We start from the raw sequence: 25399 nt of genomic DNA, 5'->3' as shown, positions 1-25399 counted from the left end.
CCGCCTCGCCCTTCGAGGCCCCTGCGGGGACCTCAGGATGAGGCTCTCTTGAGCTTCGGCGCGGCATCCTCCAACGCGCTCCTCATCCTTGTACGTTGCCGTTGCTGTATAGTGGCGTTGTGCGACTGGGATGCCTATTTCAGGTGGGAGTGGATGGGCGTGCCGCGTGGCACCCCCTCTGTCCTGCCGGACATCTCCCCCACAAGGAGGGGAGATCGGCTGGGCGTAACGGCTTCCCCAAACAACTAAAGCACCATGATTGTCGCTGCCGGCTGGGAAGGAGCGACGGTCAGGCCACTTGCCAATCTCCACCCTTGTCGGGGAGATAACGCCTCCCTTCTGGTAGATAGATTGTCAAGTCTTTCGGTGCATCGCGGCATCACAAGAAGGTGTGCGGCCGAGACGTTGACTCTCGTTTTTATTTACCTACTAGTAGGATGGCAATTAGAAAGGAATCTGCCGATGCAAACTCAATCTTCCCCCCAGTCCGACTGGCTGAGATCCTATTATTTCATCCGTGCCGCCTTCTCCGTGATCTGGATTGCCGCCGCCATTCTCCTTGCCCGGCAGCCAAGCGCCGTGGCCTTTCTGCTGGTGATCTATCCCCTGTGGGATGCGCTGGCCAATCTGGTCGACACCAGGGTCAATGGCGGCCTGCAGGCCAACCCGTCTCAGACGTTGAATGTCGCTGTCAGCACCGTCACGGCCCTCGCCGTCGTCATCGCGCTCGGCCACAGCACCTACGCGGTCCTGACCGTGTTCGGGGCCTGGGCGATCCTTTCCGGCCTGTTGCAGCTCTATACCGGCGTCAGGCGCTGGCGCATCTACGGCGCCCAATGGGTCATGATCATGAGCGGCGCGCAATCGGCCCTTGCCGGCGGCTTCATGATCAGCCAGTCCTTTGCCGCCGCCGCGCCGAATATCCTCGATATCGTGCCCTATGCCGGGTTCGGCGCCTTCTACTTCCTGCTGTCCTCGGTCTGGCTCGTCGTCGCAGTCCGTCGCAAGGCACGTGCATAAACGGCCCCGGCCACACGGCGGCAATCTCGGGGCATCCATCGCCACCGGCGGGGGTCGGGCACCAGCCACTCCCATGCTCTCGGCAGCACACGAGATTGGGGGAGACGCCCCCCTTCTTTCCGGCTATTAAGAGTGACCGCATATCCCGCCCACAGGCCCTGAGGTCACTCCATGGCTTTGAAAGTCCTCTTCATTGGCGGCACCGGCCAGATCTCCCATCCATGCGTCGAACGCGCCGTTGCCGAGGGCCATCATGTCAGCGTCTTCAATCGCGGCCTGAGAAGCACAGCCTTGCTTGACGGGGTAACCCCGATCGTCGGGGAACTCGGATCGAGCGCCTATGCCAATCTCGCCAAAGCGAACTATGATGTCGTCTGCCAGTTCATCGCCTTCACGCCAGATCAGGTGGCACGTGACATCGAGGTCTTCGCCGGAAATTGCCGCCAATATATCTTCATCTCATCGGCCTCGGTCTACGAAAAACCGCCGCGTCATTACGTGATCACCGAGAAGACCCCGGCGATCAATCCTTACTGGCCGTACAGCCAGGCCAAGATCGCCTGCGAGGAACTGCTCAGGAAATCCGGTGATCTTGCATGGACGATCGTCCGCCCCAGCCACACCGTCCGCACCGGCCTGCCGATCATGATGGGCGACAGCGACATCATGGCGAGGCGCATGCTGGACGGCGACCCCATCATCGTGGCCGGCGACGGCCACACTCCATGGACACTCACCCGCTCAGTCGATTTCGCGGTGCCTTTCATCGGCCTTTTCGGCAATCGCGCGGCGCTCCGTGAAATCTTCCACATCACCTCGGACCGCGCCCACATCTGGAACGATATCCAGAAGACCATCGCAAGATTGCTCGGCGTGGAGGCCAAGATCGTCCACGTGCCGACGGACACGCTGATCAAGTACAATCCGGATTGGATCGGCCCCCTCCTCGGCGACAAGGCTTGGACTGCGATCTTCGACAATTCGAAGGTCAAGCGCGTGGCTGGCGACTTTACCTGCGCCGAGAGCCTGGACGAAATCCTGGCCGACTCTATCATGCACCTCAAGCAGCGCCTGGCGAAGAGCCGCCCGCCGAAGGGGGAGCTGGATGCGTTGATTGATAGGATTTGCGCAGAGCAGAGTGCTCTTGGTTAGGTCTGCTCTTTAGGGCTGAGGCTCAAGGTCAGATAGAATTTAAGTCAGCATCTCCAAAAGGGCCGAGGGCGAACGGAGGAGGCCTCCCACCACGACCCCTACAAGACCAAGTGCCAACGCTCCCACAAGCCCGTGACTTTGCCAGCCGAAATAGGCACCTGCTGCGGTAGCTGTAACAGTGACCGAAATGTTCCACACGATCGCCACCAGTGACATCAACCGGCCCACAGCTCATTGCTTCTTTTTCGTCACGGTAGAAATCATCCTCCAAGCCCTTGATGGGTCTGATATAATAATCAACCTTCCTTCCCACCAGATAGGCCCCCGCGCTAATTCAGGACATACGCTCGAGAAAGCTATCCCTGTTTTCAAGGCATCGGCTTCCAAGGCTGTCACGCGATAGCCCAACGTCTGTTTTAACGCGCGGCATTCTCCAACGCTTTTTATCAGGCGCGGCATCCTCCAACATCCCTCATCCTGAAGGCGCGCAGGCCAAAGGCCGGAGCCCGAAGACAGGGCGCAACCCTGCTTCTTGCCTACATCCGACAGCGGCGCACCGCTCGCGCCTATTCTCGCCGCCGCGCCTCCACAGGAGCCTCCTGCCTGAAGCAGTCGAAAAAGCGCCCGCCATGCAGGGCAATTTCCCGATCGGCGAGAGCCAGGAACCGGGCGCCGTCACCCTGCACCGCCAGTCTGAACGCGGCATCGAAGTCTGCTGCCAGTTCCACATCGAGCTCCCGCAGGAGCCGCGGCGCCCACTTGCCGCGACCAGCCCATGCGCCGCGCCCGCGCAGCATCAAATCGGCGAGCTTCTGATAGAGAAGCGCGGCGATGGCGGCAATCTCTTCAGGCGGGCGGTGGCCGCGCAGGTCATCGGCGAGATCGGTGACCTGATAGCGCAGCATATCGTAGCTCGGGCCATCGAGAGGCTTCGGCCCTGCGGCAAGAACGCTCGCCGCCTTCGCCTGGATGAACCGCGCACGCTCGATGTCAGGCCCGACGATGCTGCCCGTCGCAACCATATGGACCATGATGGGACAGCCGCCCTCCGCATCCTGATGGAGATAAAACGCCAGCGTCTGCGGATCATGGACGAAGGCTTCGACCGGAAAACGGTCTTCGGTGAAGGATTCCCGCCAGGCCCGCTCGAGCGACGGAAATACAACGACGAGATCGATGTCCGAAAACTCGGTCCCCTCACCGCGCATGATGGAACCGGAAACATAGGCGAAGGCGGCCCCGGCATAACGGCTGGCCAGAGAGCGGCAGGCGGCGGCAAGCGTCCGCTCGGCAACAATTTGTTTCCCGATATCGTCCATGTTCTCGTCCTCGAATGCGGGAGACGAGCGGCAACAAAAAACCCGCTCGTTTCCGGCGGGTTGGTGTCTTCTGCGATGAACGGAATTCAGTTCACGCGTCTGCCACCCGCCGCCAAGCGGTGGTCGTAGACGTCGTGGAGACTGCGAAAATCCTGCTCATGGACGTAAGTTATCGCCCGCCGGCAACAGCGTCAATCCGCCAAGCACGCTTCCCCGCGACACTGTTTTCCGTCTAAGATGAGCCTAAGACTCGTTGAACAGGAAGCCCCGCCATGCCCCATCCCGCCACCGTCATTCCGCGTCCCGCACCGGTTTTGCTGCCGGTTGATGGCAGCGACGAGCGTTTTCCGGTGCGCCGCGTCTATTGCGTCGGGCGTAATTATGCCGACCATGCGATCGAGATGGGTCATCATCCGAGCCGCGAGCCGCCCTTCTTCTTCCAGAAGAACGCCGATAATCTGCTGCCGCCTGGCAATGCCTTCCCCTACCCGCCGCTGTCGAACGACGTGCATTACGAGGTGGAATGCGTGCTGGCGCTGAAATCGGGCGGTGCGAACATCCAGGCCGCGAATGCACTTGACTGCATCTACGGCTATGCCGTCGGCATCGATTTCACCCGCCGCGACCTGCAGGGCGAGGCCAAGACGCTCGGCCGTCCCTGGGAACTCGCCAAGGCCTTCGAACATTCCGCCCCCCTCTCGGCGATCGTGCCGGCGAGCCGCCTCGGCCATCCCGCCGACGGCCGGATCTGGCTGGAGCAGAACGGCAGGCGCGCCCAGGACGGCGACCTCAACCAGATGATCTGGAAGGTGCCGGAGATCATCGCCGAACTGTCGAAGCTCTTCGTACTGGCGCCCGGAGACGTGATCATGACCGGCACGCCGGCCGGTGTCGGCGCGGTTGCCAGGGGCGACCGCATCACCTGCGGCATCGAGGGCGTCGCGATGCTCTCCGTCGACATTGTCTGAGGAGAGACCCATGCCCGTCTACGCCCTCGGCGGCCTGATGCCGAAACTGCCGCCCGCCGGCCTCCACTGGATCGCGCCGGATGCGCATGTGATCGGCGATATCGAACTCGGCGAGAATGTCGGCATCTGGTTCGGATCGGTGCTGCGCGGCGATCATGAGAAAATCACCATCGGCGCCGGCACCAATATCCAGGAAGGGGTGATGGCCCATACCGACATGGGCTTTCCGCTGACGACAGGCAAGGGCTGCACCATCGGCCACCACGCCATCCTCCACGGCTGCACGCTCGGCGACAACGTGCTGATCGGCATGGGTGCGACCATTCTCAACGGCGCCAAGATCGGCAACAACTGCCTCGTCGGTGCCAATGCGCTGGTGACGGAGGGCAAGGAATTCCCTGACAACTCGTTAATCGTCGGCGCACCCGCCCGTGTGGTGCGGGTGCTTGACGAGGCGGCTGTCGAGGGTATTCGCCGCTCGGCGGAAAATTATGTGGCGAATTGGCAGCGGTTCGGGCGGGATCTCAGGGTGATTGCGTGATTGCCGGTGGCAGCCCTCGCGGCCCTCATCGGAAAGCAAGCCTAGCGGCTGGCTGGCAACCTCGGACTTCGCGCAGGCCCGGCCACACGGCATACTGATCAACCCTCATCCTCGGATGCGCAGGCGAAAGGGCCGGAGCCTCGAAGGACGAGGACCGGTCACAGGCGCTTGAAACCGCTCACCAAACACCGGGAATCCACCGCCAGCGCACCCGTTCCATATACTCCGCATATCCTTCAAGCCCCTTGCGCAACTCCGCCTCCTCTCCGAGCGTCCGGCCAAAGAGCACGACGACGAGCAGCCCCACGGGGATCAACGCATAGATCGACGCGAGTGACAGCGCTGTCCCGGCGGCGAGCAAAATGGCGGTTGCATAGCCGGGGTGGCGGATGACGGCGTAGGGGCCGCTGTCGATCACCTTGTGGTCGCGGTCGGTCTGGATGCGCACCGTCGGCTCGAAATGCCGGTTGACCGATTGTGCCCAGGTGAGGCCGAGATAGCCCGCGCTCATCACGAGATAGCCGAGGACAACGACCCACCAGGGTTGCGGCGCCCAGTGGAAACGGCCGTCATCGAACGCGCCGACCGGAAGAATGGCGGCAAAGAGAATGATCGTCAGCGTCGCGACCACGGCGTCCCAGCGCTTGGTTCCCTTCTGATATCGGCTACGCGCCGCAAACAACTCCGGATTCGTCCGCCAGATCCAGACGAGCGCGATTGCTGTCAGCGCCACGAAGAGGCCGAGAAAGATCCAGCCGCGCGGCCAGGCGAACGTGCCGGCGGGCCAGAACAGTGCGACAATCATCACTGCAACGGTTATCGCGAGCGATCCGAGCGACGGCGCCGCCGCAAACGAGCGACGCGGCCGGCTGTGTTCCTGCGTCATGACCGTTTTTCCGTTCCACCGGGCAAGCGCCTTCTGCTGTCGGCAGCGGCCGCAAAAGTCTGACTGTCCTACGCCTGATTTAGGAAGTGAAACGCGCGCAACAACCCGTGGCGAGACGGCAAATGAAACCCCCCCGATAACAGGCGTCATTGTTTCCGCAGTTGCGTGGCCGGAGACTGCCGTTGCGGCAGGATTGGATATTGCTGAAAAACGCCTATTCGGCCGCTTCCAAGAACTGGTTCTCGCCCGACGAAGCGGCAAGCGCCCGAACCTTGGCTTCCGTCTTGGCGATCAGCTGATAGAATTCGTCCTGTGCTTCCACATCCAGCTGAATGACGGCATTGACGTCATCAGGGGTATCGCAAACACAGGCAACCGCCGAAATTGGACAGATGCCGCCGGGATAACGCTTACCGGTCCCCGTGTAGGCACGACGGCCCCAGCGCTCGGAATACACCGTTTCCTCCCGATCGAGATGGAGGATCGTGCCTTTACAGGCGGTCACGATGGCCGCCTTGCCGTAGGCGAACCAATGATAATTCAGCTTCCGGAGAATATATTTGCCAGTGATGTCTTCGCCAGCCAGTTCGGCAGGGTCTTCTATCATTCGGATCATGAGAGCGTCCTCAACATGAGAGCAATATCCGTCATCTCTACTTGCCTCGCAAGTCGAAAAGTGCAGCTTTTGTAGTAGCTTAGTCACAAAGTGTTTCTGATTCTTACATCTTGCACGCGCCAGGCAGCTTGCCGGCCATGCAATCCATCGTCGAATTTCCTGCCTTTGCACCCGATTCCGCCTTTTCCAGCGGGCAGCCAAGCCGCCTTGCGTTTTCCCGTTGAGGCCCAATATATGAAACCTGGATCGGCCAATCAGCCGTCGGATGACGGCTCAACTGGTCCGCCGGTTCACACCAGCAGGAGTGCCCCATGGTCGAAGCCGTCAACCGCATCTCCTCCACGGCCGCGTCCGAGCCCACCAAGGTCGGCATCAGCACCTCGATCGGCTCGGAACCCGACAATGCCTGGGTTGCCGCCCGCCAGTCGCAGATCACGGCCGATCAGCACGCATCCAAGGGAGCCGCGGAGACGAATGGTGCGGGCACTCTTGTTCCGCATGCGGATCTGCTTGTCGACCACGAGGAGCATCCACGAAAGCAGCATGGGCATGCGCGATCGGGCGAAGGGGAAGAGGCCGGCGAAGACGCGGAACAGCCGCTCCTGTCTGGTGAAAGCGAGCGGATCGGCACCCGCAATTTCGACGACGATACGCCTTTCGGCGAGCGCGTCGCCATCCTCTGACGAAGTCCCGCTCCGCCGTGTCACAGCCCGTCCACAAGCTGAGCCTCGATCGCCGCCTTGTCGATGACCGACCAGACCTCGATGATTTTTCTGCCGCGAAATTCGTAGATCACGTTTTCGGTAAAGGAAAGGTGCCTGCCGTTCACATCCAGCCCGAGAAATTTTCCTTTCGGCGAACAGTCGAAGCCCAGACGGCAGGCAACGTAAGGCGGATCGATAAGAAGCATTCGCACATTGAAAGAAAGATCGGGAATCAGATCGAAATCCCGCACCAGCATGGCGACATAGCCCGCAAGTCCAAGCCGCCGGCCATTATGGACCGCATCCTCGTCGACGAACTGGCCGAGATCGGGCCAGTCCTGGCGGTTCAGGCAGGCGATGTAGCCTCGGTAAAGATCGGCAAGTTCGGCTTTGGTCACGAACGAATTCCTTGCTCGGCTGAAGCATTCGGCAGCGGCGGCGAGCGCGCCGACTCGCGGCTTTCAGCTCAGGAGAACTCGCCGGCGCGGGGACCGGCAAGCGTCACGCGCCAGCCTGTGCGCGACTGGAAATCCTGGGTGGCCAAAAACGTGTAACCCGTCGTGCGCCAGGGCTTCACGGTGCTGGTCAGATTGTCGAGCACATAATCGCCGCCGGCCGTGCGGGCAATCAGAACGACGTGGTTCTGATCATGCGGTCCGATCACCACGGAAAGCGCCAGTCTGTTCGATGGAAAACCCGCCTCGATCAAGTCCTTCATCTTCTGCAGCGCATAGTCCTCGCAGTCGCCACGGCCGGCAGCTGGCAGTGACCAGACATCCCCATTTCCGGATGACGAGCGATCTTCCGCCGAAACGATACGTCCGTTTACGGCACGATTGACCTTTTGAAGAAGCGCTATTCCCGCCTGCTCGTCCAACTGTTGCGCCACCGTCCTGCCGCACAGCCACTTGTACTTGGCGCAGGCCGCAGCGAATCCCACCGGTGCGCCGATGCTTCGCTTCACGGGCAGCGATGATCCCGCAACTGCCGGAAAATGCGGAACAATTACCAAAAATATCGCAAGAGAAAGGAGACGCTTCATGGCCGATTCCTTCTGTTCGTAACGGGAGAATATCACGACCAGTATAAAAATTTATTAAAATTTTATACTTGCGAATTTAACTCTATTTGGCGATAGAAACAGATTAACCATTGTTTATTCTTCATGTTAATCCCTTGTTAGTATAAGTCTTCTCCCCATTAACGGTTAATTAACCTTGGGAGACGAGTGAAATGATCAGCAGAGCAGCAAAATTCAGCCTCGCTGTGGCGTCCCTTCTGGCAAGCAGCAGCTTGGCGACGGCAGCCCCCACAGTCGTTAACTGCAAGGCCGCAGTCCGCGGCACCCTCGAATACAGGCTGTGCATGCCCACGCGGGCAATACAGACCGACAGCAAATTCGGTCCGAACGATAAGGATCGCAGCAGCCATGACGCCGGTGGCAAGAAGACTTCCAGCACCAGCTCGCACGCCAGCAATGGCAACGGTGGCAATGGCGGGGACAGCGAAGACGTCGGCCAGAATGGCGGCAGCGGCGATCAAGGCGGCAGCGGCGACCAGGGCGGCAGTGGCGATCAGGGCGGTAGCGGCGACCAGGGCGGTAGCGGAGATCAGGGCGGTACCGGCGATCAGGGCGGTAGCGGTGATCAGGGCGGTAGCGGTGATCAGGGCGGCAGCGGCGACCAGGGCGGCAGTGGCGATCAGGGCGGCAGCGGCGACCAGGGCGGCAGCGGCGATCAGGGCGGCAGCGGCGACCAGGGCGGCAGCGGCGATCAGGGCGGTGGCGGCGATCAGGGCGGCAGCGGCGATCAGGGCGGTGGCGGCGATCAGGGCGGCAGCGGCGATCAGGGCGGTGGCGGCGATCAGGGCGGTAGCGGTGATCAGGGCGGTAGCGGTGAACAGGGCGGCAGCGGTGACCAGGGCGGCAGCGGCGACCAGGGCGGCAGCGGCGACCAGGGCGACAAGGGCGATAAGGGCGGCAAAGGCGACAAGGGCGGCAAGGGCGACAAAGGCGACAAGGGCGGCAAGGGCGACAAGGGCGACAAGGGCGGCAAAGGCGACAAGGGCGGCAAGGGCGACAAGGGCGACAAAGGCGACAAGGGCGGCAAGGACCACGATGATCACGGCCGCGGCAAAGGCGGGAAGGATCACGACCACGCCAAGGACGAACCCGGTAAGGGTGGAAAAGACCATCACGGCGGCAGCAAGGACGGGGAAGATCACGGCCACGGCAAGGGCGGCAACGACGACACGGGCAGCAGCGGCAATGGAGGTGCCGGCAAGGGCGGCAACGACGGCGCGGGCAGCAGCGGCAATGACGGTGCCGGCAAGGGCGGCAACGACGGCGCGGGCAGCAGCGGCAATGATGGCGCCGGCAAGGGCGGCAACGACGGCGCGGGCAGCAGCGGCAATGATGGTGCCGGCAAGGGCGGCAACGACGGCGCGGGCAGCAGCGGCAATGATGGCGCCGGCAAGGGCGGCAACGACGGCGCGGGCAGCAGCGGCAATGACGGCGCCGGCAAGGGCGGCAACGACGGCGCGGGCAGCAGCGGCAATGACGGCGCCGGCAAGGGCGGCAATGATGGTGCCGGCAAGGGCGGTTCCGGCAAAAACTGATCGGAACGATTGAGGCGGTTTGCCCGCGCCACTCCGCTGGCCGGCAGAGCGGGCGAACCCCTCTTTCCTGAGGCTCGCGCTTGTCGCGAGCATCTCCGTGCGGTCGCACCAAGCAGATCCTCGAAGCCAGCGCGAGGCTGACTCGGACGGAAAAAGGTTGTCAGCATGTGGAGGGCCGGTTTGCCGGCCTTATCCTTTTGAGCGCCCTGTTGTTTGCAACGGGACGGCTCCCCGTCTTACGCCGCGCAGGCCTCGCACAATCCGCGAATCTCGATCGTGGTCTTCTCGGGCTTGAACTTCTGCCCGCGCACCCAGCTCATCAGCCGGTGGTCGACCTCGTGATCGTGGAATTCCATCACCTGGCCACAGCTTTCGCAGATGGCAAAGGCGACGATGCCGTGGCTGTGGCAATTGTCGCCCGGATGGGCGCAGGCGACGAAGGAACTGATGCTTTCGAGCCGGTGCACGACACCATATTCGAGCAGCTTCTCCAGCGCCCGGTAGACCTGCAGCGGCGCGCGAAAACCATGGTCGCGCAGCTTGTCGAGGATGGTATAGGCGCTGAGCGGCCCCTCGGCCTTCTCAAGCACCTCGAAGACCAGCGACTGGTTCTTGGTGAGTTGCGGTGTTGTCATGAGCCTTGTCCTTGCGCGAGCGCGCGGCGCCTGACGGGAAGCAGGCTGAGAATGAAGAGGATCAGCGCCGCGACCACGATCGAAGGACCGGACGGCGTGTCGTAGGTCAGCGAGCCGAACAGCCCGCCAACGACGGCGGCCGCTCCGATCAGCGAGGCCAGCACAGCCATGATCTCCGGCGTGACCGAGAAGCGCCGCGCCGCCGCCGCCGGAATGATCAGCAGCGAGGTGATCAGCATGATGCCGACGATCTTCATGGCAATCGCGATGACGACGGCCATCAACAGCATGAAGAACAGCCGCGCCCGCTCGGGTCTCAGCCCCTCGGCCTCGGCAAGCTCGGCATTGACGGTGGCCGCGAGCAGCGGCCGCCAGAGCCAGGCGATCGCCGCCAGCACGAACAGCCCGCCGCCCCAGATCAGCGCAATATCGGTGGTGGACACGGCGAGGATATCGCCGAACAGGAAGGCGATGAGATCGATCCTGACCCAGCTCATGAAGGCGACCATGACGAGGCCGATCGCCAGCGTCGCATGCGAGAGGATGCCGAGCAGCGCATCGGCCGACAGCGCCTGGCGCTTCTGCAGGAAGAGCAGCAGCACCGAGACGAGCGCGGCGACAGCGAAGACGGCTAGCGTCAGGTTGAATTCGAAGAGCAGCGAAAGCGCGACGCCGAGCAGCGCCGAATGGGCGATCGTATCGCCGAAATAGGCCATGCGCCGCCAGATGATGAAGCAGCCGAGCGGCCCGGTCGTCAACGCCAGCCCGACGCCGGCAAGGATGGCGCGCACGAAGAAATCGTCAAGCATGGCGGCCCTCCCCGCTGCGGGAATGGGCATGTTCATGAGCATGATCGTGCCCATGATGATCGCCATGAGCGTGGGCATGCGCATGCCTATGATCTTGGCCATGTGCATGCTCACGGGAATCGTGAGCGTGCTCATGCGCGTGATGTCCATCTTCGGGATGGCAATGGTCGGTCACTGAGCCGTCCGCATGCAGCACGCGACCATCCGGCAGGTGCGTGTGGTCGTGATGATGGCTGTAGACGGCGAGCGTCTGAGCCGCCCGGCTGCCGAACAGGCGCACATATTCCGGGCTGCGGCTGACGGCCTCGGGCGTGCCGCGGCAGCAGACATGGCCGTTGAGGCAGATCACCGTATCGGTCTCGGCCATGACGACATGGAGATCGTGCGAGATCAGCAGGACGCCGCAGCCGCTGGCGTTGCGGATCGATTTGATGAGGTCGTAGAGCGCGATCTCGCCGGAGAAATCCACCCCCTGCACCGGCTCGTCGAGCACCAGCAGGTCAGGCTTGCGGGCAATCGCCCGGGCCATCAGCGCCCGCTGGAACTCACCGCCGGAAAGGTGCTGCACCTCGGCGCCAATCATGTGGGCAATGCCGGCGGCTTCGAGTGCGGCCTGTATGTCGCGCTCTGGCAGCGGCCCGGTCAGCGTCATCAGTCGGCGCACCGTCAGCGGCAGCGTCCAGTCGATCGAAAGCTTCTGCGGGACATAGCCTACCTTGAGGCCGGAGAGGCGCTCCACCCTGCCCTCGTCCGGCTTCAGCACACCGATTGCCGCCTTGGCGCTCGTCGATTTGCCCGAGCCGTTCGGCCCGATCAGCGTGACGATTTCGCCGCGCGAAACGGAAAATTCCACGCCGCGCACCAGCCAGCGGCCGCCGCGCAACACGCCGACATTTTCGAGCGAAACCAGCCGTTCGCCCTTGGTATTTGCGGGAGAGAGCATCAAATTTTCCGAAAGCGCTGTTGCATCCTGCTATTGCACACGTTATAGCATAACGCAATTGATGTAATAACATAACATTTGTAATTCAAGCGGAGCAGATGATGAAACGCGCCTTGGGGCCTGCCCTGAAAACCCTGGCCCTCAGAATTTCGGCTGCCCTCGCCATCCCGGTCCTTGCGATCCCCGCCCTGCTCTTGGCCGGGACGATGCGGGCTGCCGATGCGCCCGTCGTCGTCACCTCGATCAAGCCGATCCACTCACTGGTTGCGGCGATCATGCAGGGCGTGCGCGAGCCGGAATTGATCGTCGATGGCGCCGCCTCCCCGCACACCTACAGCATGAAGCCCTCGAACGCGCGGACCTTGCAGGAGGCGAAGGTCGTCTTCTGGGTCGGCCCGAACCTGGAGGCTTTCCTGGAAAAGCCGCTCGAGACGCTGGGCTCGAACGCCAGTGTCGTCGAACTCGACAACGCTCCAGGACTAACCAAGCTGCCCTTCCGCGAAGGCGGCGCCTTCGAGCCGCATGACGACGGGGACCACGAAAGCGCCCCCGAGCAAGCGGATGCCGCCGAAGATGACCATGGCCACGATCATGCGGCTGAGCCCGGACATGACAGTGGCCACGCGCATCACGATGATCATGAAGAGCATGAGCACGGCCACGGCGCCTTCGACACGCATCTCTGGCTCGACCCGATGAATGCCAAGGCGATGGCGACTGTCATCACCACGACACTGGTCGCCGCCGACCCCGCCAATGCACTGACCTATCAGGCCAATGCCAAGGCGCTTGACGATAAGCTGACGGCGCTGGACAAGGAGATCGCCGCCACCGTCGCCCCCGTCAAGGACAAGCCTTTCGTCGTCTTCCACGACGCCTACCAATATTTCGAGAACCGTTACGGCATCCGCGTCGCCGGCTCGATCACCGTCAGCCCGGAAACCATTCCCGGCGCCGAGCGCGTGTCGGAAATCCACCGCAAGGTCGGCGAACTCGGCGCAACCTGCGTCTTTGCCGAACCGCAATTCGAGCCGCGCCTCGTCAAGGTCGTCATCGAAGGCACGAGCGCCAAATCAGGTGTGCTCGATCCGGAAGCAGCGACCCTCAAGGCCGGCCCCGATCTCTACTTCACCCTCATGCGCGGCATTGCCGACAGCATGAAGGCCTGCCTCTCCAGCGCATGACATTCATGCGACGCGCGGGAGCGCCTTGATAAAAGGCCTCCCGGGGAGAGCTGAGGCGGAAAGAGGCGGATGACCCCGTTCCGCCTTTTTTCGTCGCCACAGATGTAATGATATAACATCAAATATCGATCCGATGAGGTTCCCATGGACAACAGACTTCCGGTCACGGTGCTCTCCGGCTTTCTCGGCGCCGGCAAGACGACCCTGCTCAACCATGTGCTCGCCAATCGCGAGGGCCTGCGCGTCGCCGTGATCGTCAACGACATGAGCGAGGTGAACATCGACGCCGCACTGGTGCGCGATGGCGGCGCCAATCTCTCTCGCACGGAGGAACAGCTGGTCGAGATGACCAACGGCTGCATCTGCTGCACTCTGCGCGACGACCTGCTGAAGGAGGTGCGTCAGCTCGCAGATCAGGGCCGCTTTGATTACCTGCTGATCGAATCCACAGGCATCGCCGAACCCCTGCCCGTCGCCACCACCTTCGAATTCAACGACGAGAACGGTGAAAGCCTGTCCGATGTCGCAAGGCTTGATACGATGGTGACCGTCGTCGATGCCGCCAATCTGCTGGCCGACTATGCCTCGGCCGATCTCCTCGCCGACCGCGGCGAAACCGCAGGCGACGGCGACAACAGGATGATCGTCGACCTGCTGGTCGAGCAGATCGAATTCGCCGATGTCGTGGTGCTGAACAAGATCGGCACGGCAAGCGACGAGCAGCGCGACGCCGCACGCAAGATCATCATCGGCCTCAATCCGGATGCGAAGCTGATCGAGGCGGATTTCGGCAAGGTGCCGCTCGCGGAGGTGCTTGGCACCGGCCGTTTCGACATCGAGAGGGCCGAGACCCATCCGCTCTGGTACAAGGAACTGCACGGCTTCAGGGATCACGTTCCGGAGACCGAGGAATACGGCATTCGCTCCTTCGTATATCGCGAGAAGCGGCCCTTCCATCCGGCAAGATTGCAGGCTTTTTTCGATCGGACATGGCCGGGCGTGGTGCGCGCCAAGGGCTTCTTCTGGCTGGCGACCCGACCGCACCATGTCGGCGAGATCAGCCAGGCCGGCGCGATCGTGCGCACCGGCAAGATGGGCCTGTGGTGGGCTTCCGTGCCGCGCGAACAATGGCCCGACGCGCCCGGTTTCCTCAGCGCCATCGGCCCCTATCTCGACCCCGTATGGGGCGACCGTCGCCAGGAAATCGTCTTCATCGGCGCCGACCCGATGGACGACGCGTGGATCAGCAGCGAACTCGACGCCTGTCTGGTGGAAAGTGATGCCTTCACACCTGAACGCTGGCGCAACCTGCCCGACCCCTTCGCCAGCTGGAGCCGGCAGGCGGCATGAAGGCGACAGCGATCAAACGATATCGCTGCGTCTGCGAGGAATGCGATCCGTTGCCGCCGGTCGAGGGGCTGCATCCGTCGACGCATGAGGGCGATGTGAAGGTTGATGCCGAAGAGACTGCTTGGCATCATCGCCGCTGTGCGCCGGAAGGTTTAGGGCAGGCGTCACCTCACCCACCCTCATCCCTGTGACGAGCACAGGAATGAGGAAGGCGGGGAGAGCGACTGTGCTTATCCCTTCACCGCCCTCATCCATTCCCAATCGGCGTTTTAGTTTAATTTTACACACTCCAGTGAACTGCCGTTCTTCCCGACACGACGCGATCGACGCATAGTCCCGAGGATCGGATTCGATTTTGTGCGGAATTGGGCGCAGATTCAAATAACGGAGCGCTGCTCCGCACCTTCGATCGAGCGCCTGGGGCCATTGGATCCGTCGTTCGGGATCGCTCGCCTTAAAGATGATGGAGGAAATCATGCCCGGCATCAGCATGCGTTATATCGTTGACGACGTCGACGCCGCGTTGGAATTCTACACGCGGCATCTCGGCTTTTCGGTCGCGCTTCACCCGGCCCCGAGCTTCGCTATTCTGACGAGGGACGGTTTTCGTCTGCTCGTCAGCGGCACAACCGGACCGGGCGGAGCCTCCCAGGCGATGCCGGACGGACGATGGCCGGAGCCCGGTGGATGGAACCGCATCCAGATCGAAGTCGCCGACCTCGAAGCCGAAGTCACTAAACTGCGCCAGGCGGGCGCGCATTTTCGCAACGACATAGTCCAGGGCATCGGCGGCAAGCAGATCCTGCTGGAAGACCCGGCCGGAAACCCTGTCGAGCTCTTCGAAGCGCCGAAGCGATAAGCGCCGCGGCATCGCAAGAATGGCGGCCGCGCCTTGCCAGCTCTGTGCGAGCGTGTAGTTTCGGACTCGCATCAATTCAGGGGTAAGCAAAATATGTCCGAATCCGCGGGCGGGCTCTTCGACTTTGTCGGGATACTAGCCGTGTTCTTTCTCGTCGCTGCCAATGGCTTCTTCGTCGCCGCAGAATTCGCACTGGTTTCGATGAGGCGCAGCCGTGTTACCGAGCTTGTCGCGGCCGGTCGCATGAACGCCTCCGCTCTCCAGCGCGCCATCGACAATCTCGATGCTAATCTCGCCGCAACCCAGCTCGGCATCACCATTTCGTCGCTGGCTCTGGGCTGGGTAGGCGAGCCGGCGCTCGCCCATCTGATCGAACCGCTGCTCTCCTGGCTGCCTGAACCGTGGGCGACAACCGGCGCCCATACCGTCTCCATCGTCATCGCTTTCGTCATCATCACGGCGCTGCACATCGTGCTCGGCGAACTTGCGCCGAAAAGCCTGGCGCTGCAGCGCAGCGAGGCGACCTCGCTTGCCGTCGTGCGTCCCCTCGGCCTCTTCCTGCTATTGTTCAAGCCGGCGATCTTCACCTTGAACGGTATGGGCAACCTTGTGCTGCGGGCGGTCGGCCTTCGCGCCGGAACCGGAGAATCCTCGTTCCACTCCCCGCAGGAGTTAAAGTTGCTGGTCGCCGAGAGCCAGGAGGCCGGTCTTCTGAACCAGGTGCAGCAGCAACTCGTCGAGCGGGTATTCAACATCGGCGACCGGCCGATCTCCGACATCATGACCCCGCGTCTCGACATCGAATGGTTTGATGCCGACGACAGCGAGGCGGAGATTCTGAAGACGATCCGAGAGTGCAGCCATGAGCAGTTGCTGGTCGCCCGCGGCTCGATCGACGAACCGATCGGCATGGTGTTGAAGAAGGATCTTCTCGATCAGGTCCTCGACGGCGGCAAGGTCAGGCCGCTGGAGGTGATCAAGCAGCCCCTGGTGCTGCACGAGGGTAGCAAGGTCGTGCGCGTCATCGACAGCTTCAAGGCGTCGCCCGTTCGCCTCGCCATCGTCGTCGACGAATATGGCAGTCTCGAAGGCATCGTCACCCAGACCGACCTGCTCGAAGCCATCGCCGGCGATCTGCCGGGCGCCGACGAGGAGCCCGACATTGTCGTGCGGGAAGACGGTTCGCTGCTGATTGACGCGATGATGCCGGCCTTCGACGCCTTCGAACGGCTGGGCCTCAAGGATCGCCCCGACGCCGATTTTCATACGCTGGCGGGCTTCGCGCTGCATCAGCTCCAGCATATCCCGGAAGCCGGCGAAACCTTCCTCTTCGAAGACTGGCGCTTTGAGGTGCTCGACATGGACGGCATGCGCATCGACAAGATGCTCGCAACCCGCGTTCCCGCCGAGGGAACAGAGGCCTGATCAGTTTATCGCCAGCGTCCAGAGCATGCCAGCGATCGCACAGCCGAAGAGCGTCGTGATAACCGAGGTCTTGAAGCGGAAAAGTGCGATGGCGGCGGCGACAGAGAGCGCGATCGCCGCCGGTACGGCAGATTGCAGCTGTGGAATATCGAGCCGCAGGTTTCCGAAACTGACCTGCGCGACTTCGGCAAACAGCGTATGCAGGCCGAACCAGATGGCGAGGTTGAGAATGACGCCGACCACCGCCGCCGTGATCGCCGACATTGCCCCGGCAAGCGCGACATTGCCGCGCAACTTTTCGATAAAGGGCGCACCAAGGAAGATCCAGAGGAAACAGGGCACGAAGGTTACCCATGTCGTCAGGATCGCAGCAAGGGTGGCGGCAAGCATCGGATCGAGCGAGCCGGGATTGCGAAAGGCGGCCATGAAGCCGACGAACTGGAGCACCATGATCAGCGGCCCCGGCGTCGTCTCGGCCATGCCGAGACCGTCCAGCATCTCGCCCGGCTTCAGCCAGCCGAAATGCTGCACGGCCTCCTGCGCGACATAGCCGAGCGCGGCATAGGCGCCGCCGAAGGTGACGACCGCCATCTTGCTGAAGAACAGGCCGATCTGGCTGAAGACGTCACCTGGGCCGATGAACGCGTAAAGGGTGGCGACCGGCACCAGCCAGAGGGCGAGCAGTATAGCTGATATGCGCATCGACCAGGCGAGGTTGGCGCGCGCATGCGCCGGAATACCCTCGCCTAGCGCCGATTCCGCATCCGACAGCATCGCGCCGCTTGCGGCCTTATGGCCGCCGCCCGCCTTGAAGGCGTCGAGACCGAGCCTGCCGCCGAAGAAACCGATGATTCCGGCGGCCAACACAATCAGCGGGAACGGCACGTGGAGGAAGAAGATGGCGACGAAGGCCGCGGCCGCCACGGCAAGCATGACGCGGTTCCTCAGCGCCCGGCTGCCGATGCGGATGACGGCCTGCACGACGACGGCAAGGACGGCCGCTTTCAGGCCGAAGAACAGGCCGGCGACGATGCCGACGCTGCCATAGGCCGCGTAGATGTAGCTGAGGCCGAGGATCGACAGGAAGCCCGGCAGCACGAAGAGCACGCCGGCAACGAGACCGCCCAATGTGCGGTGCATCAGCCAGCCGATATAGACAGCGAGCTGCTGCGCCTCGGGGCCAGGAAGCAGCATGCAATAATTCAGCGCATGCAGAAAGCGGTGCTCGCCGATCCATCGCTTCTCGTCGACGATAATGCGGTGCATGACGGCGATCTGGCCGGCCGGGCCGCCGAAGCTCAAGGCGGCGACGCGCAGCCACACCCGGAACGCCTCCCCAAACGAAACGCCGTGGTGATGCCCCTCGCCCGCGTCCTTCTTGCCCGCCTGTCCGGCGGGCGCATTCTCCGTCATGTCGACCATCTCATACTCTCTTTTTCGGCGCGGGCCAGTTGTGGGTCTCTTCGGTCGCATCGCGGCACCAGCGGAAGAAGGCATCGTAGAGAAGCATTCCGGCCTCGAGCTGCTCCAGATCGTCGGAATACATTCTCGAGAGGCCGAGCGAGGCGGCAAGCAGACCGGATGCCTCGGGCGCGAGATCGAGCCTGGCCGTATCCGCCGCCCTGACGATCCGCGCCAGGCGCAAGAGCGGTTCGGAGGCCAGGCCGAACTCCTCGACCATCACGTCGAAGGTGCAGAGCTCGCCACGATGGCTCCAGAACACGTCCTCGATATCGAAGGGCGCAGCCCCGAAGCGCTCGCCGACGGCGACAACTTCAGGCGCCGGCACGAACAGGAAGACGGCATTCGGATCGACGAAACGCCGAATCAGCCAGGGACAGGCAATGCGGTCGATTTTTGGCCGCGCCCGTGTCACCCAGACGGTGCGTCCCTGCCCGTCGCGACGCGGCAGCTTCGCCTCGGGCACGACGGGTCCCGCCGCGACCCAGGCTTCGAAGCCGCCTTCGAGGCTTTCCGCCTCGATCCCGGCATGCCTGAGATAGGCGGCGACACCATGGCTGAGTTTGGCGCCCCTGTGGCAGACCACGACGACGGCATCGGCATTGATGCTATCAGCCCAGGACGCAACCTCGGCGTGGTCGCGCCGGATCGAGCCCGGCACCAGGCGCGGATCGAGCCCGAAATCCTCGTCCGTGCGGACGTCGATGATGCAGGGCGCCCCAGGAGTACCAATGAGGCGGCTGAGCTTGTCGGGAGAAATTTCGAGAAATGACGGCATGACGCGTCCTCCGTTGATCGGGTTTACCGGACGCGATTCTTCAGCATGACGCCTCGTGGGGTGATCGCGACCCCAGATCCAAAGCATTGGCAAAGACACCCCGTCCTGTCAAGAACGACGCTTCCGCTGCGGTTATGCCCGTCTATACGGCGGCTGTGCTGTGCGTATGACAGCACGATCTCCTCAGGCGTCATCCCCGCAATTGCCTTTTGCTTTCCGCTCAAGAAGCCGCTCCAGGCTCAAAAATCCCGCCAACACAGGCACTTCGGCCCCAGAATGGAACAAAAGTCCCACTGATCCATTACTTCATCACCGAAAGAGGAGAAAGTACCATGACGTACGACCCCAATAATGCCAACGATCCGAACCGCCCGCTGAACCCGAACCTGGATCTGCGCACGACGCCGACGACGCGCAGCAGCAATACGTGGGTTGTTTGGGTTGCTGCATTGGCCGTGATCGCTGTTGCTGCATTCGCCTATTCGCAGTGGAGCAGCACACCTCCCGGCACTTCGCCGGATACGACAGCCTCCACGACCCAGTCCGAGCCGGCCCCGGCTAAGCCGATCGCTCCGACCGATAACAGCGCAACGCCTGCTCCGGCACCCGCACCGGCTACCCCGCCGGCCGCTCCTGCTCAGCAGTAACCGCTGCCGGTCGAAAGGAGCCGCGCTAGATACCTCCTTGGCGCGTCCGGCCAGGACACGCCAAGGAGGATCTATGCATCGAAGATGCGTATGATCCTAAGGTGACCGCAATCTCAGGGTGACGCGCGGGCACGAGCTTCTTTTGTGCGGCCGGCCCTTGAATAACCGCAATCGGCACTTATTTAGAGATTATTAAATTTGTCTCTGACGGCTGACCACGGATGTACTGGCAGCCGTCATTGAGACAGATCGAGGAAGCTCGGTGCGAGTTTCGCCCGGCCTTTTTTCTTGTTCTCGTCACCAACTCCGAACCAGTCCGGCTACCTGCCTTTATTGATTTCTTGCCGTCGGACCCTTAAGGCTCTGCCGGTCTGGAAAAGCGGTCTCGGCTACCGGAGGTCTTGTAACTGCCGCCGGAATGGCTCTCCATCGTGTCGACATCGCCGCCATCGGTCCGGACCGGGCCGGCGCTTTCGCAGGCTCGATTGGTCGAGCGACGCTGGGATTCAAAGGCTAGTTGGGGATTCTGTTATAGAAAGACTGAGGATCGTAGACGCACTCATGGTCGAGGAGGCAGATCTTGCCGTCTGCGTCTCTCACTCGCGCAGTGTCGTATTTGTCCCCCAGATTGCACCTCGCCGGCGGATAACGAAAGCTGCGGCCGCCGAATCCCATGCGCACGAAGACCCGCTTTTCCTGCTGAATGACGCGTCGGAGTTCCGCGCAGCTGTGGTCCCTGGCATTGACTTCCACCGTCTCGGCGGCAAAGGCTGCCGACGACAGCGATAACGCGACGGCCACGACGACACTTTTCATGGGTAACTCCTGGATGGGAGGGCTGAAGTAGGGCGCTCGGCCCAGAGGGCCAGTAGGGAATTCGCCTGCACCGCGTCGGAGCAGGAATTCCCGCCCGCTCTCATTCAAAGCGACCATCGCCTGACGTGTGGTGCCTAGTGATGCGATGCCCCTCCATCCGCAATCCATCTGTTGTTACCCTTATTGCCGCACGATCCGCACCGCAGCCTTGGCGTCGGCATGCCGATCATCGTACTGGCGCCGAACCGTCGCGCGAGCTCCGAATGGTCGATCCGGGCTTCGTGACAGCATGCCACGCACCTCGCGCTGAGGCTCTCCCCTTTCTTGACCTCGGCCAATGTCAGCTGATCCCCGCCATAGGCCGTGGCCCTTCTCGCAGGTTTGGTCGAGCCCAGTCCTGAAGCCCCTCGTCGGCTGCCTTCGTTGACTGAGTAGCCGGCGTCGGCGCCAGACCTGACAAGGTCGATGCCCTTCTGGTGCTTCATGGTACAAGACGCTCTTTCTGAGCCTTCAAGCGGCGCACGATATTTTTCGACATCAGACTGCTGGCGATAAGGAGCTGATCTCTCAAGAAGTTGGCGTCGGCCAGCAGGTTGCGATAGTAGCGAGCGCATAGCTTTTATGTGCTCGCAAAATAGAGGCAGCCAGATCCACTTCTGAAGGTGGCCAACCGGTTACGGCGGCCCCGATGCTAAAGCCAGGCTGCTCTGACATGACATTTCCCTGGCATTGAGGCTCCGGGTTCAAGGAGTTTCGCTCCCATTTGTCAATGGTTCTCAAAGAGTTAAGACAGTTGCCGCATTGTCAGGGGAAATTGTAAAGCGAGGCGGGATCATAGACGCAGGCATAATCAAGGACGCACTGCCGCCCTTCAGCATCGCGGAAACTCGCCGTGCTGCGCTTGTCGCCCAGGCTGCATTGCGCCGGCGGATACCGAAAACTGCGCCCGCCAAAACCGACTCGAACGAAGACCTTCTTATTCTGACGGATGATCTGCGCAATCTCGCCGCAGCTATGTGCGCTCGCTTTGACTTCCATCACGCCGCCAGCAAGAGCCGGCGACGACAGCGACAAGGCAACGGCAAAGACGACGCTTTTCATGAAACCCTCCAGCTTCGGAGAAGAACATAGGGCAAGCGTGTCGGTGCAGCCAGTATCAACCAGATCTTCCGTTTCTGGAACGATTTCCATCAAACCGGAAGCCCGGTCCGAATTTAAAAATCTCGATCTTTTCAAGAAGATTGGTGGGTGATGTAGGGCTCGAACCTACGACCCGCTGATTAAGAGTCAGCTGCTCTACCAACTGAGCTAATCACCCGTTCGCGCTTGGCTGCGCGGTGTGACGGGGCGTATAAACAGGATCGGCAGGCTTGTCCAGCGCATCAGCGAAAATTCTTTGGTTAATCTCAAAGATTTTTCCGCAGCGCCGAAATGCGGCGCACAATCCTAAAAATCGGAAACGATCTCCGCGAGGGATGATGCGCCAATTCAAGATGATAGAGCGTCCCGCCTGCCGGAGCGCGGCGCTCTCATAAACTCAAAGATCGAGTGTGCCACTCGCCAGTCGCACCGCCTGGCCGCCGATCCGCGCGTTGGAAATCGTCCCGCCTTCGACATCGATATGCAGGTGGATGAAGGACGGACGGCCCATCTCGACGCCCTGCTCGATCATGATCGGGTGGTGCCCGTCGGTCAGCCGGTCAAAATGGCGGATTGCGCCGGAGAGAGCGGCCGCCGCCGCCCCGGTGGCCGGATCCTCGACGATGCCCATGCCGCTGGCGAACATGCGCGCATGGAACTTCGCCACGTGGTTGACGCCGCCGCGGCAATAGACATAGGCCGAGGCCAGCGCGCCATCGACGAAGGGCACGATCTTTTCCCAAAGCTGCGGATCGAATTCCACCCGCTGCGCCGTGCCGACATCGTGCACCGGAATGAGCAGAAACGGAACGCCGGCGCTCCAGACCGACGGAACGTGGTTTTCGAAGCCGATTTCGGTGACCTTCAACGACAGCGCATCGGCAATACCGAGCTTGTCGAGCGGCATGACGGCCTGCTGCGATTTGCGCGGCAGGTCAAATTCGGCAAAGCTCGCCTCGCCCTGCCTCAGCCGCACGGCGCAACGCACCGGCCCGACATTTTCCTCAAGCACCATGACGAGATCGAGCGCCGCTGCGCCATGAGCCCGCTCGGCCAGCGCCACCGCCGTGCCGACTGTGGGATGACCGGCAAAGGGCAGCTCGCGGCCCGGCGTGAAGATTCTGAGCTTCGCCGCGTAGGCGGGATTGGTTGAAGGCTGCACGAAAACCGTTTCGGAGAGATTGATCTCCCGGGTGATCGCCTGCATCGCCTCGTCGCTGAGATTGTCGCCGTCGAAAACCACCGCCAGCGGATTGCCCGCAAGCTTTCGATCGGTGAACACGTCATAGACGCTGTAGCTTCGCGCCACATCGGCCTCCTTGAATCGATCGTCGCGCCGCCAACCTGCCCGACCATGCGACCGAGTGCAAGGCGCTAACTCGGGTAAGAACAACCCGTCTCCGGCACGAGACGTCGGCAGCCCGCAATTTGCGCGGGATCGTTAATGAAAATCGATTTTTTCTCGGAAGCGCTTGACGAGCGTGGTACCCCCGAAAGGGGCCCCGAAGGACGAGGGCGGCCTCCGATTGCCGCGCCCTATGCGCCACTCTTCCCGAAATACCAGTCAATCACCGGCAGCATGGAGATGTTATACGGATACGCGTCACGATCAGCCGAACGGATCGCCACCGCACCCGCGATCTCCTTGTCTTCGGCGACCAGCATGTGGGCCTCGATCCGATCGACCATCTCGTCTGCCGTCAGGTCGAAACGGAAGAGCCTCAGCAACGTCACCGTACGCCTGGCGTGGCTGGAAAAGAGCTGCTGCCCCGCCACCGAATCGGAAAGATTGAGGCCGGTTTCCTCGAGAACCTCGCGGCGCATATTGGCTTCGATGTCGCAGCGCCCGTTGAAGATATCCTCGGGTTCCAGCGAGCCGGCGGCGAAATAGACCTGGCCGGGATTGGCGGTGTGCGCACCCATGCGGATCGCAACCAGCGCGCCGTCGGAGCTTTCGAGCACGGGATAGGCGAAGATGTGCAGCCCGCCTTGGCGTTGGGGCTGGCGGCGCCAGTACATGAAGGCGGAAAAGGGCGTGACGTAGCCCTCACCCGAAATTCCTTCCTTACCGAGCGACAGCCGCTGCTGGAAAATCAGCCGCCCATCGAAGAGCGCCGGGTTGGCGGCGATCTCCCTCACCCAATTCTCGCGGATCGCCGTCTCCTCGGCGGCGACGAAAGGATGAGTGCCGGGCAGGACGCGGAGATCAACGCCGGCGATGGGGAAGACCGTGTTCTCCGGCGGCCAGCCGGCGAAATCATCGGGAAAATCGGCGTTCGGAAAATTTCTGCTCAAATTCGTTTTCATGTTCGCTTTCAGGGGAGATCCAGTGTCATGACGACGGGGCAATGGTCGGAGGCCTTCGGCCGGTCCCAGCCGCTACGGGGATAACGCTCCACCTCCTGCCCCGGCGGGAAGATGGTGCGGTAGGGTTGGCCGCTGCGGATGATCTCGGGCAGGCGGCCGGCATTATGGGCGGCAAGTGCGGGCGAAAGCCAGATATAGTCGAGTTGGCAGAGGTGCTGCTCCTGCGGCCCGCGCGCATGATAAAGCGTCCAGCGGTCGAGGGGCTGACGACGGCGGACGACATTTTCCGCAAAACTGTCATGGCTGAAGACGTCGAGCGCGCTTTCGGTCTCCGCCTGATGCTCGAAATGATAACCGGCGCCTCGCCGCCCAACGACGGCGACGCGCTCCTGATAGTCGTTCATGTCGCCGCAGATCGCAAAGCTCTTCGAGGCGGTGTGGCCGACGCCGAAGCGGTCCTCGATGATGCGACGCACGGCGCGCGCCTCGGCGCGACGGAGCGGCAGTGTCGATTGCCGCCCGTCCAGCCCGTCGCGCGGATTGCCCATCGACTTGAAATGCACAACATAGAGCGAGAAAGGCCTGCCGCCGATCAGGAGGTCGAGCTCCAGGCAGTCGCGCTTGAAGATCTTGTCGTCGATACGGTTGGTAAGCGCCAGTTCCTCGTCGAAGAGATCGAAATCGCGATAGGTCGCCATCGCATGGCTTCTGATATCCCGAAGCTCGATCTTCTGACCGTCGCGCGTTTCCTCGCGCATCAGCACGGCGACATCGATTCCGCGGCTGTCATTGCCCTCGACCAGGAATTTCTGCCGATAGCCGTTTCCGACCATGCGGAAGAGATAGCCGTATTCGAACGCCTGAAGAGCGGCCATATTGTCGATTTCCTGCAGGCAGAGGATATCGGCGTCGGCATCGGCGATCGCCAGCGCCGTCATCTGCCTCGTATCATCGGTGGCGGCGATCACGCGCGCCTGCTCGAGCTGCTGATAGACGCCCTCGCTGTTCACCTCGAAAAGCTTGATGACGCGGTCCTGGCGAAGCTGGTTGCGAAAACCCGTAAAATCGAAACGGGTGAGCAGGTTTTCGACGTTGAAAGTGGCGAGGCGAAGCGACATGGAATGAGTCCGGTTGCGCGCAGTACCTTATCCGGCAATCGCTGCAGGAAAAGGTGGCGGGCCGAGAAAATTGCGGACAAACGCCCCTCTTGCCGCCCCCGGATG

General features: G+C 62.1%; 26 protein-coding genes and 1 tRNA gene. 10 read left to right on the top strand and 17 right to left on the bottom strand.

The window, feature by feature from the left end; translation table 11 throughout:
* Nucleotides 1-462: 462 nt before the first annotated feature.
* Together HJB91_RS03650 and HJB91_RS03645 are read left to right on the top strand one after the other, a co-directional pair.
* The gene (locus HJB91_RS03650) at nucleotides 463-1020 is read left to right on the top strand and encodes a DUF308 domain-containing protein (RefSeq protein ID WP_210630823.1); all 558 of its coding nucleotides are present in this window, start codon (nucleotides 463-465) and stop codon (nucleotides 1018-1020) included.
* A 171-nt stretch (nucleotides 1021-1191) separates the two neighbouring features.
* Entirely contained in the window at nucleotides 1192-2172 is a 981-nt protein-coding gene (locus tag HJB91_RS03645) for an SDR family oxidoreductase (RefSeq protein WP_221153462.1), read from the top strand.
* A gap of 566 nt (nucleotides 2173-2738) precedes the next feature.
* Here the strand turns inward: HJB91_RS03645 and HJB91_RS03640 are convergent.
* Complete coding sequence (locus HJB91_RS03640; RefSeq protein ID WP_221153461.1) at nucleotides 2739-3491, bottom strand: nucleotidyltransferase domain-containing protein; 753 nt, start codon at nucleotides 3489-3491, stop codon at nucleotides 2739-2741.
* Between the two features lie 272 nt (nucleotides 3492-3763).
* Here HJB91_RS03640 and HJB91_RS03635 point away from each other — a divergent pair, with 272 nt between their 5' ends.
* Nucleotides 3764-4459 carry a fumarylacetoacetate hydrolase family protein gene (locus tag HJB91_RS03635; protein WP_221153460.1) on the top strand — a complete coding sequence of 232 codons (696 nt, stop codon included), beginning with the start codon at nucleotides 3764-3766 and terminating at the stop codon, nucleotides 4457-4459.
* A gap of 10 nt (nucleotides 4460-4469) precedes the next feature.
* Nucleotides 4470-5000 (top strand): gamma carbonic anhydrase family protein, encoded by a 531-nt coding sequence (locus HJB91_RS03630; protein WP_221153459.1) that lies wholly within the window; start codon nucleotides 4470-4472, stop codon nucleotides 4998-5000.
* Between the two features lie 178 nt (nucleotides 5001-5178).
* Here the strand turns inward: HJB91_RS03630 and HJB91_RS03625 are convergent, their stop codons facing one another.
* Both HJB91_RS03625 and HJB91_RS03620 read right to left on the bottom strand, forming a co-directional pair.
* Complete coding sequence (locus HJB91_RS03625) at nucleotides 5179-5886, bottom strand: isoprenylcysteine carboxylmethyltransferase family protein (protein ID WP_210630818.1); 708 nt, start codon at nucleotides 5884-5886, stop codon at nucleotides 5179-5181.
* Nucleotides 5887-6100: 214 nt separating this feature from the next.
* Nucleotides 6101-6502, bottom strand: coding sequence for a hypothetical protein (locus HJB91_RS03620; protein ID WP_210630817.1), 402 nt, complete (start codon nucleotides 6500-6502; stop codon nucleotides 6101-6103).
* 311 nt (nucleotides 6503-6813) lie between these two features.
* Between HJB91_RS03620 and HJB91_RS03615 the strand changes: the two genes are divergently transcribed.
* Nucleotides 6814-7185: a hypothetical protein gene (locus HJB91_RS03615; RefSeq protein ID WP_210630816.1), complete on the top strand. Its 372-nt coding sequence runs from the start codon at nucleotides 6814-6816 to the stop codon at nucleotides 7183-7185.
* Between the two features lie 20 nt (nucleotides 7186-7205).
* Here the strand turns inward: HJB91_RS03615 and HJB91_RS03610 are convergent, their stop codons facing one another.
* The 6 genes from HJB91_RS03610 to HJB91_RS03585 form a co-directional block, all read right to left on the bottom strand.
* On the bottom strand, nucleotides 7206-7604 hold the full coding sequence (locus HJB91_RS03610) for an ester cyclase (protein ID WP_221153458.1): 399 nt from the start codon (nucleotides 7602-7604) through the stop codon (nucleotides 7206-7208).
* A 68-nt stretch (nucleotides 7605-7672) separates the two neighbouring features.
* The gene (locus HJB91_RS03605) at nucleotides 7673-8248 is read right to left on the bottom strand and encodes a transglutaminase-like cysteine peptidase (RefSeq protein WP_221153457.1); all 576 of its coding nucleotides are present in this window, start codon (nucleotides 8246-8248) and stop codon (nucleotides 7673-7675) included.
* Between the two features lie 158 nt (nucleotides 8249-8406).
* Nucleotides 8407-9915, bottom strand: coding sequence for a hypothetical protein (locus HJB91_RS03600; protein WP_221153456.1), 1509 nt, complete (start codon nucleotides 9913-9915; stop codon nucleotides 8407-8409).
* Between the two features lie 143 nt (nucleotides 9916-10058).
* Entirely contained in the window at nucleotides 10059-10457 is a 399-nt protein-coding gene (locus HJB91_RS03595) for a Fur family transcriptional regulator (protein WP_221153455.1), read from the bottom strand.
* Nucleotides 10454-11266: an iron chelate uptake ABC transporter family permease subunit gene (locus HJB91_RS03590; RefSeq protein WP_210630811.1), complete on the bottom strand. Its 813-nt coding sequence runs from the start codon at nucleotides 11264-11266 to the stop codon at nucleotides 10454-10456. The genes HJB91_RS03595 and HJB91_RS03590 overlap by 4 nt, the downstream gene beginning before the upstream one ends.
* On the bottom strand, nucleotides 11259-12209 hold the full coding sequence (locus HJB91_RS03585; protein WP_221153454.1) for a metal ABC transporter ATP-binding protein: 951 nt from the start codon (nucleotides 12207-12209) through the stop codon (nucleotides 11259-11261). Before HJB91_RS03585 ends, HJB91_RS03590 begins: the two co-directional genes overlap by 8 nt.
* Before the next feature lie 101 nt (nucleotides 12210-12310).
* On the opposite strand from HJB91_RS03585, the gene znuA reads away from it, so the two are divergent.
* The 4 genes from znuA (at nucleotide 12311) to HJB91_RS03565 (ending at nucleotide 17027) form a co-directional block, all read left to right on the top strand.
* Entirely contained in the window at nucleotides 12311-13393 is a 1083-nt protein-coding gene (znuA, locus tag HJB91_RS03580) for a zinc ABC transporter substrate-binding protein ZnuA (protein ID WP_221153453.1), read from the top strand.
* A 144-nt stretch (nucleotides 13394-13537) separates the two neighbouring features.
* On the top strand, nucleotides 13538-14743 hold the full coding sequence (zigA, locus tag HJB91_RS03575; protein ID WP_221153452.1) for a zinc metallochaperone GTPase ZigA: 1206 nt from the start codon (nucleotides 13538-13540) through the stop codon (nucleotides 14741-14743).
* Between the two features lie 475 nt (nucleotides 14744-15218).
* On the top strand, nucleotides 15219-15602 hold the full coding sequence (locus tag HJB91_RS03570) for a VOC family protein (protein WP_210630789.1): 384 nt from the start codon (nucleotides 15219-15221) through the stop codon (nucleotides 15600-15602).
* 93 nt (nucleotides 15603-15695) lie between these two features.
* A complete protein-coding gene (locus HJB91_RS03565; protein WP_210630788.1) occupies nucleotides 15696-17027 on the top strand; it encodes a hemolysin family protein in 1332 nt (443 codons plus the stop codon).
* Here the strand turns inward: HJB91_RS03565 and chrA are convergent, their stop codons facing one another.
* Both chrA and HJB91_RS03555 read right to left on the bottom strand, forming a co-directional pair.
* Nucleotides 17028-18449 (bottom strand): chromate efflux transporter, encoded by a 1422-nt coding sequence (gene chrA / locus HJB91_RS03560; RefSeq protein WP_221153451.1) that lies wholly within the window; start codon nucleotides 18447-18449, stop codon nucleotides 17028-17030.
* A gap of 1 nt (nucleotide 18450) precedes the next feature.
* Nucleotides 18451-19266: a sulfurtransferase/chromate resistance protein gene (locus tag HJB91_RS03555; protein ID WP_210630785.1), complete on the bottom strand. Its 816-nt coding sequence runs from the start codon at nucleotides 19264-19266 to the stop codon at nucleotides 18451-18453.
* A gap of 332 nt (nucleotides 19267-19598) precedes the next feature.
* Between HJB91_RS03555 and HJB91_RS03550 the strand changes: the two genes are divergently transcribed.
* Complete coding sequence (locus HJB91_RS03550) at nucleotides 19599-19913, top strand: hypothetical protein (RefSeq protein ID WP_221145435.1); 315 nt, start codon at nucleotides 19599-19601, stop codon at nucleotides 19911-19913.
* Between the two features lie 513 nt (nucleotides 19914-20426).
* On the opposite strand, the gene HJB91_RS03545 is transcribed toward HJB91_RS03550, so the two are convergent.
* From HJB91_RS03545 to HJB91_RS03520, 6 genes are all read right to left on the bottom strand, one after another.
* Nucleotides 20427-20729 (bottom strand): acid shock protein, encoded by a 303-nt coding sequence (locus HJB91_RS03545; protein ID WP_210630781.1) that lies wholly within the window; start codon nucleotides 20727-20729, stop codon nucleotides 20427-20429.
* Nucleotides 20730-21533: 804 nt separating this feature from the next.
* Nucleotides 21534-21830 carry a hypothetical protein gene (locus HJB91_RS03540; protein ID WP_210631595.1) on the bottom strand — a complete coding sequence of 99 codons (297 nt, stop codon included), beginning with the start codon at nucleotides 21828-21830 and terminating at the stop codon, nucleotides 21534-21536.
* 141 nt (nucleotides 21831-21971) lie between these two features.
* Nucleotides 21972-22047: transfer RNA gene (locus HJB91_RS03535), tRNA-Lys, on the bottom strand.
* A gap of 219 nt (nucleotides 22048-22266) precedes the next feature.
* On the bottom strand, nucleotides 22267-23178 hold the full coding sequence (locus tag HJB91_RS03530; protein WP_210630779.1) for a PhzF family phenazine biosynthesis protein: 912 nt from the start codon (nucleotides 23176-23178) through the stop codon (nucleotides 22267-22269).
* A gap of 227 nt (nucleotides 23179-23405) precedes the next feature.
* Nucleotides 23406-24176, bottom strand: a complete 771-nt coding sequence (locus HJB91_RS03525) for an NUDIX hydrolase (RefSeq protein ID WP_210630777.1) — start codon at nucleotides 24174-24176, stop codon at nucleotides 23406-23408.
* A gap of 8 nt (nucleotides 24177-24184) precedes the next feature.
* Nucleotides 24185-25294 carry an endonuclease/exonuclease/phosphatase family protein gene (locus HJB91_RS03520; protein ID WP_221153450.1) on the bottom strand — a complete coding sequence of 370 codons (1110 nt, stop codon included), beginning with the start codon at nucleotides 25292-25294 and terminating at the stop codon, nucleotides 24185-24187.
* Nucleotides 25295-25399: the final 105 nt, after the last annotated feature.

Origin of the sequence: Rhizobium sp. NLR10b (assembly GCF_019685435.1) — a bacterium.
Taxonomy (GTDB): Bacteria; Pseudomonadota; Alphaproteobacteria; order Rhizobiales; family Rhizobiaceae; genus Rhizobium.
This window is presented reverse-complemented; position numbering and strand designations above follow the sequence as displayed.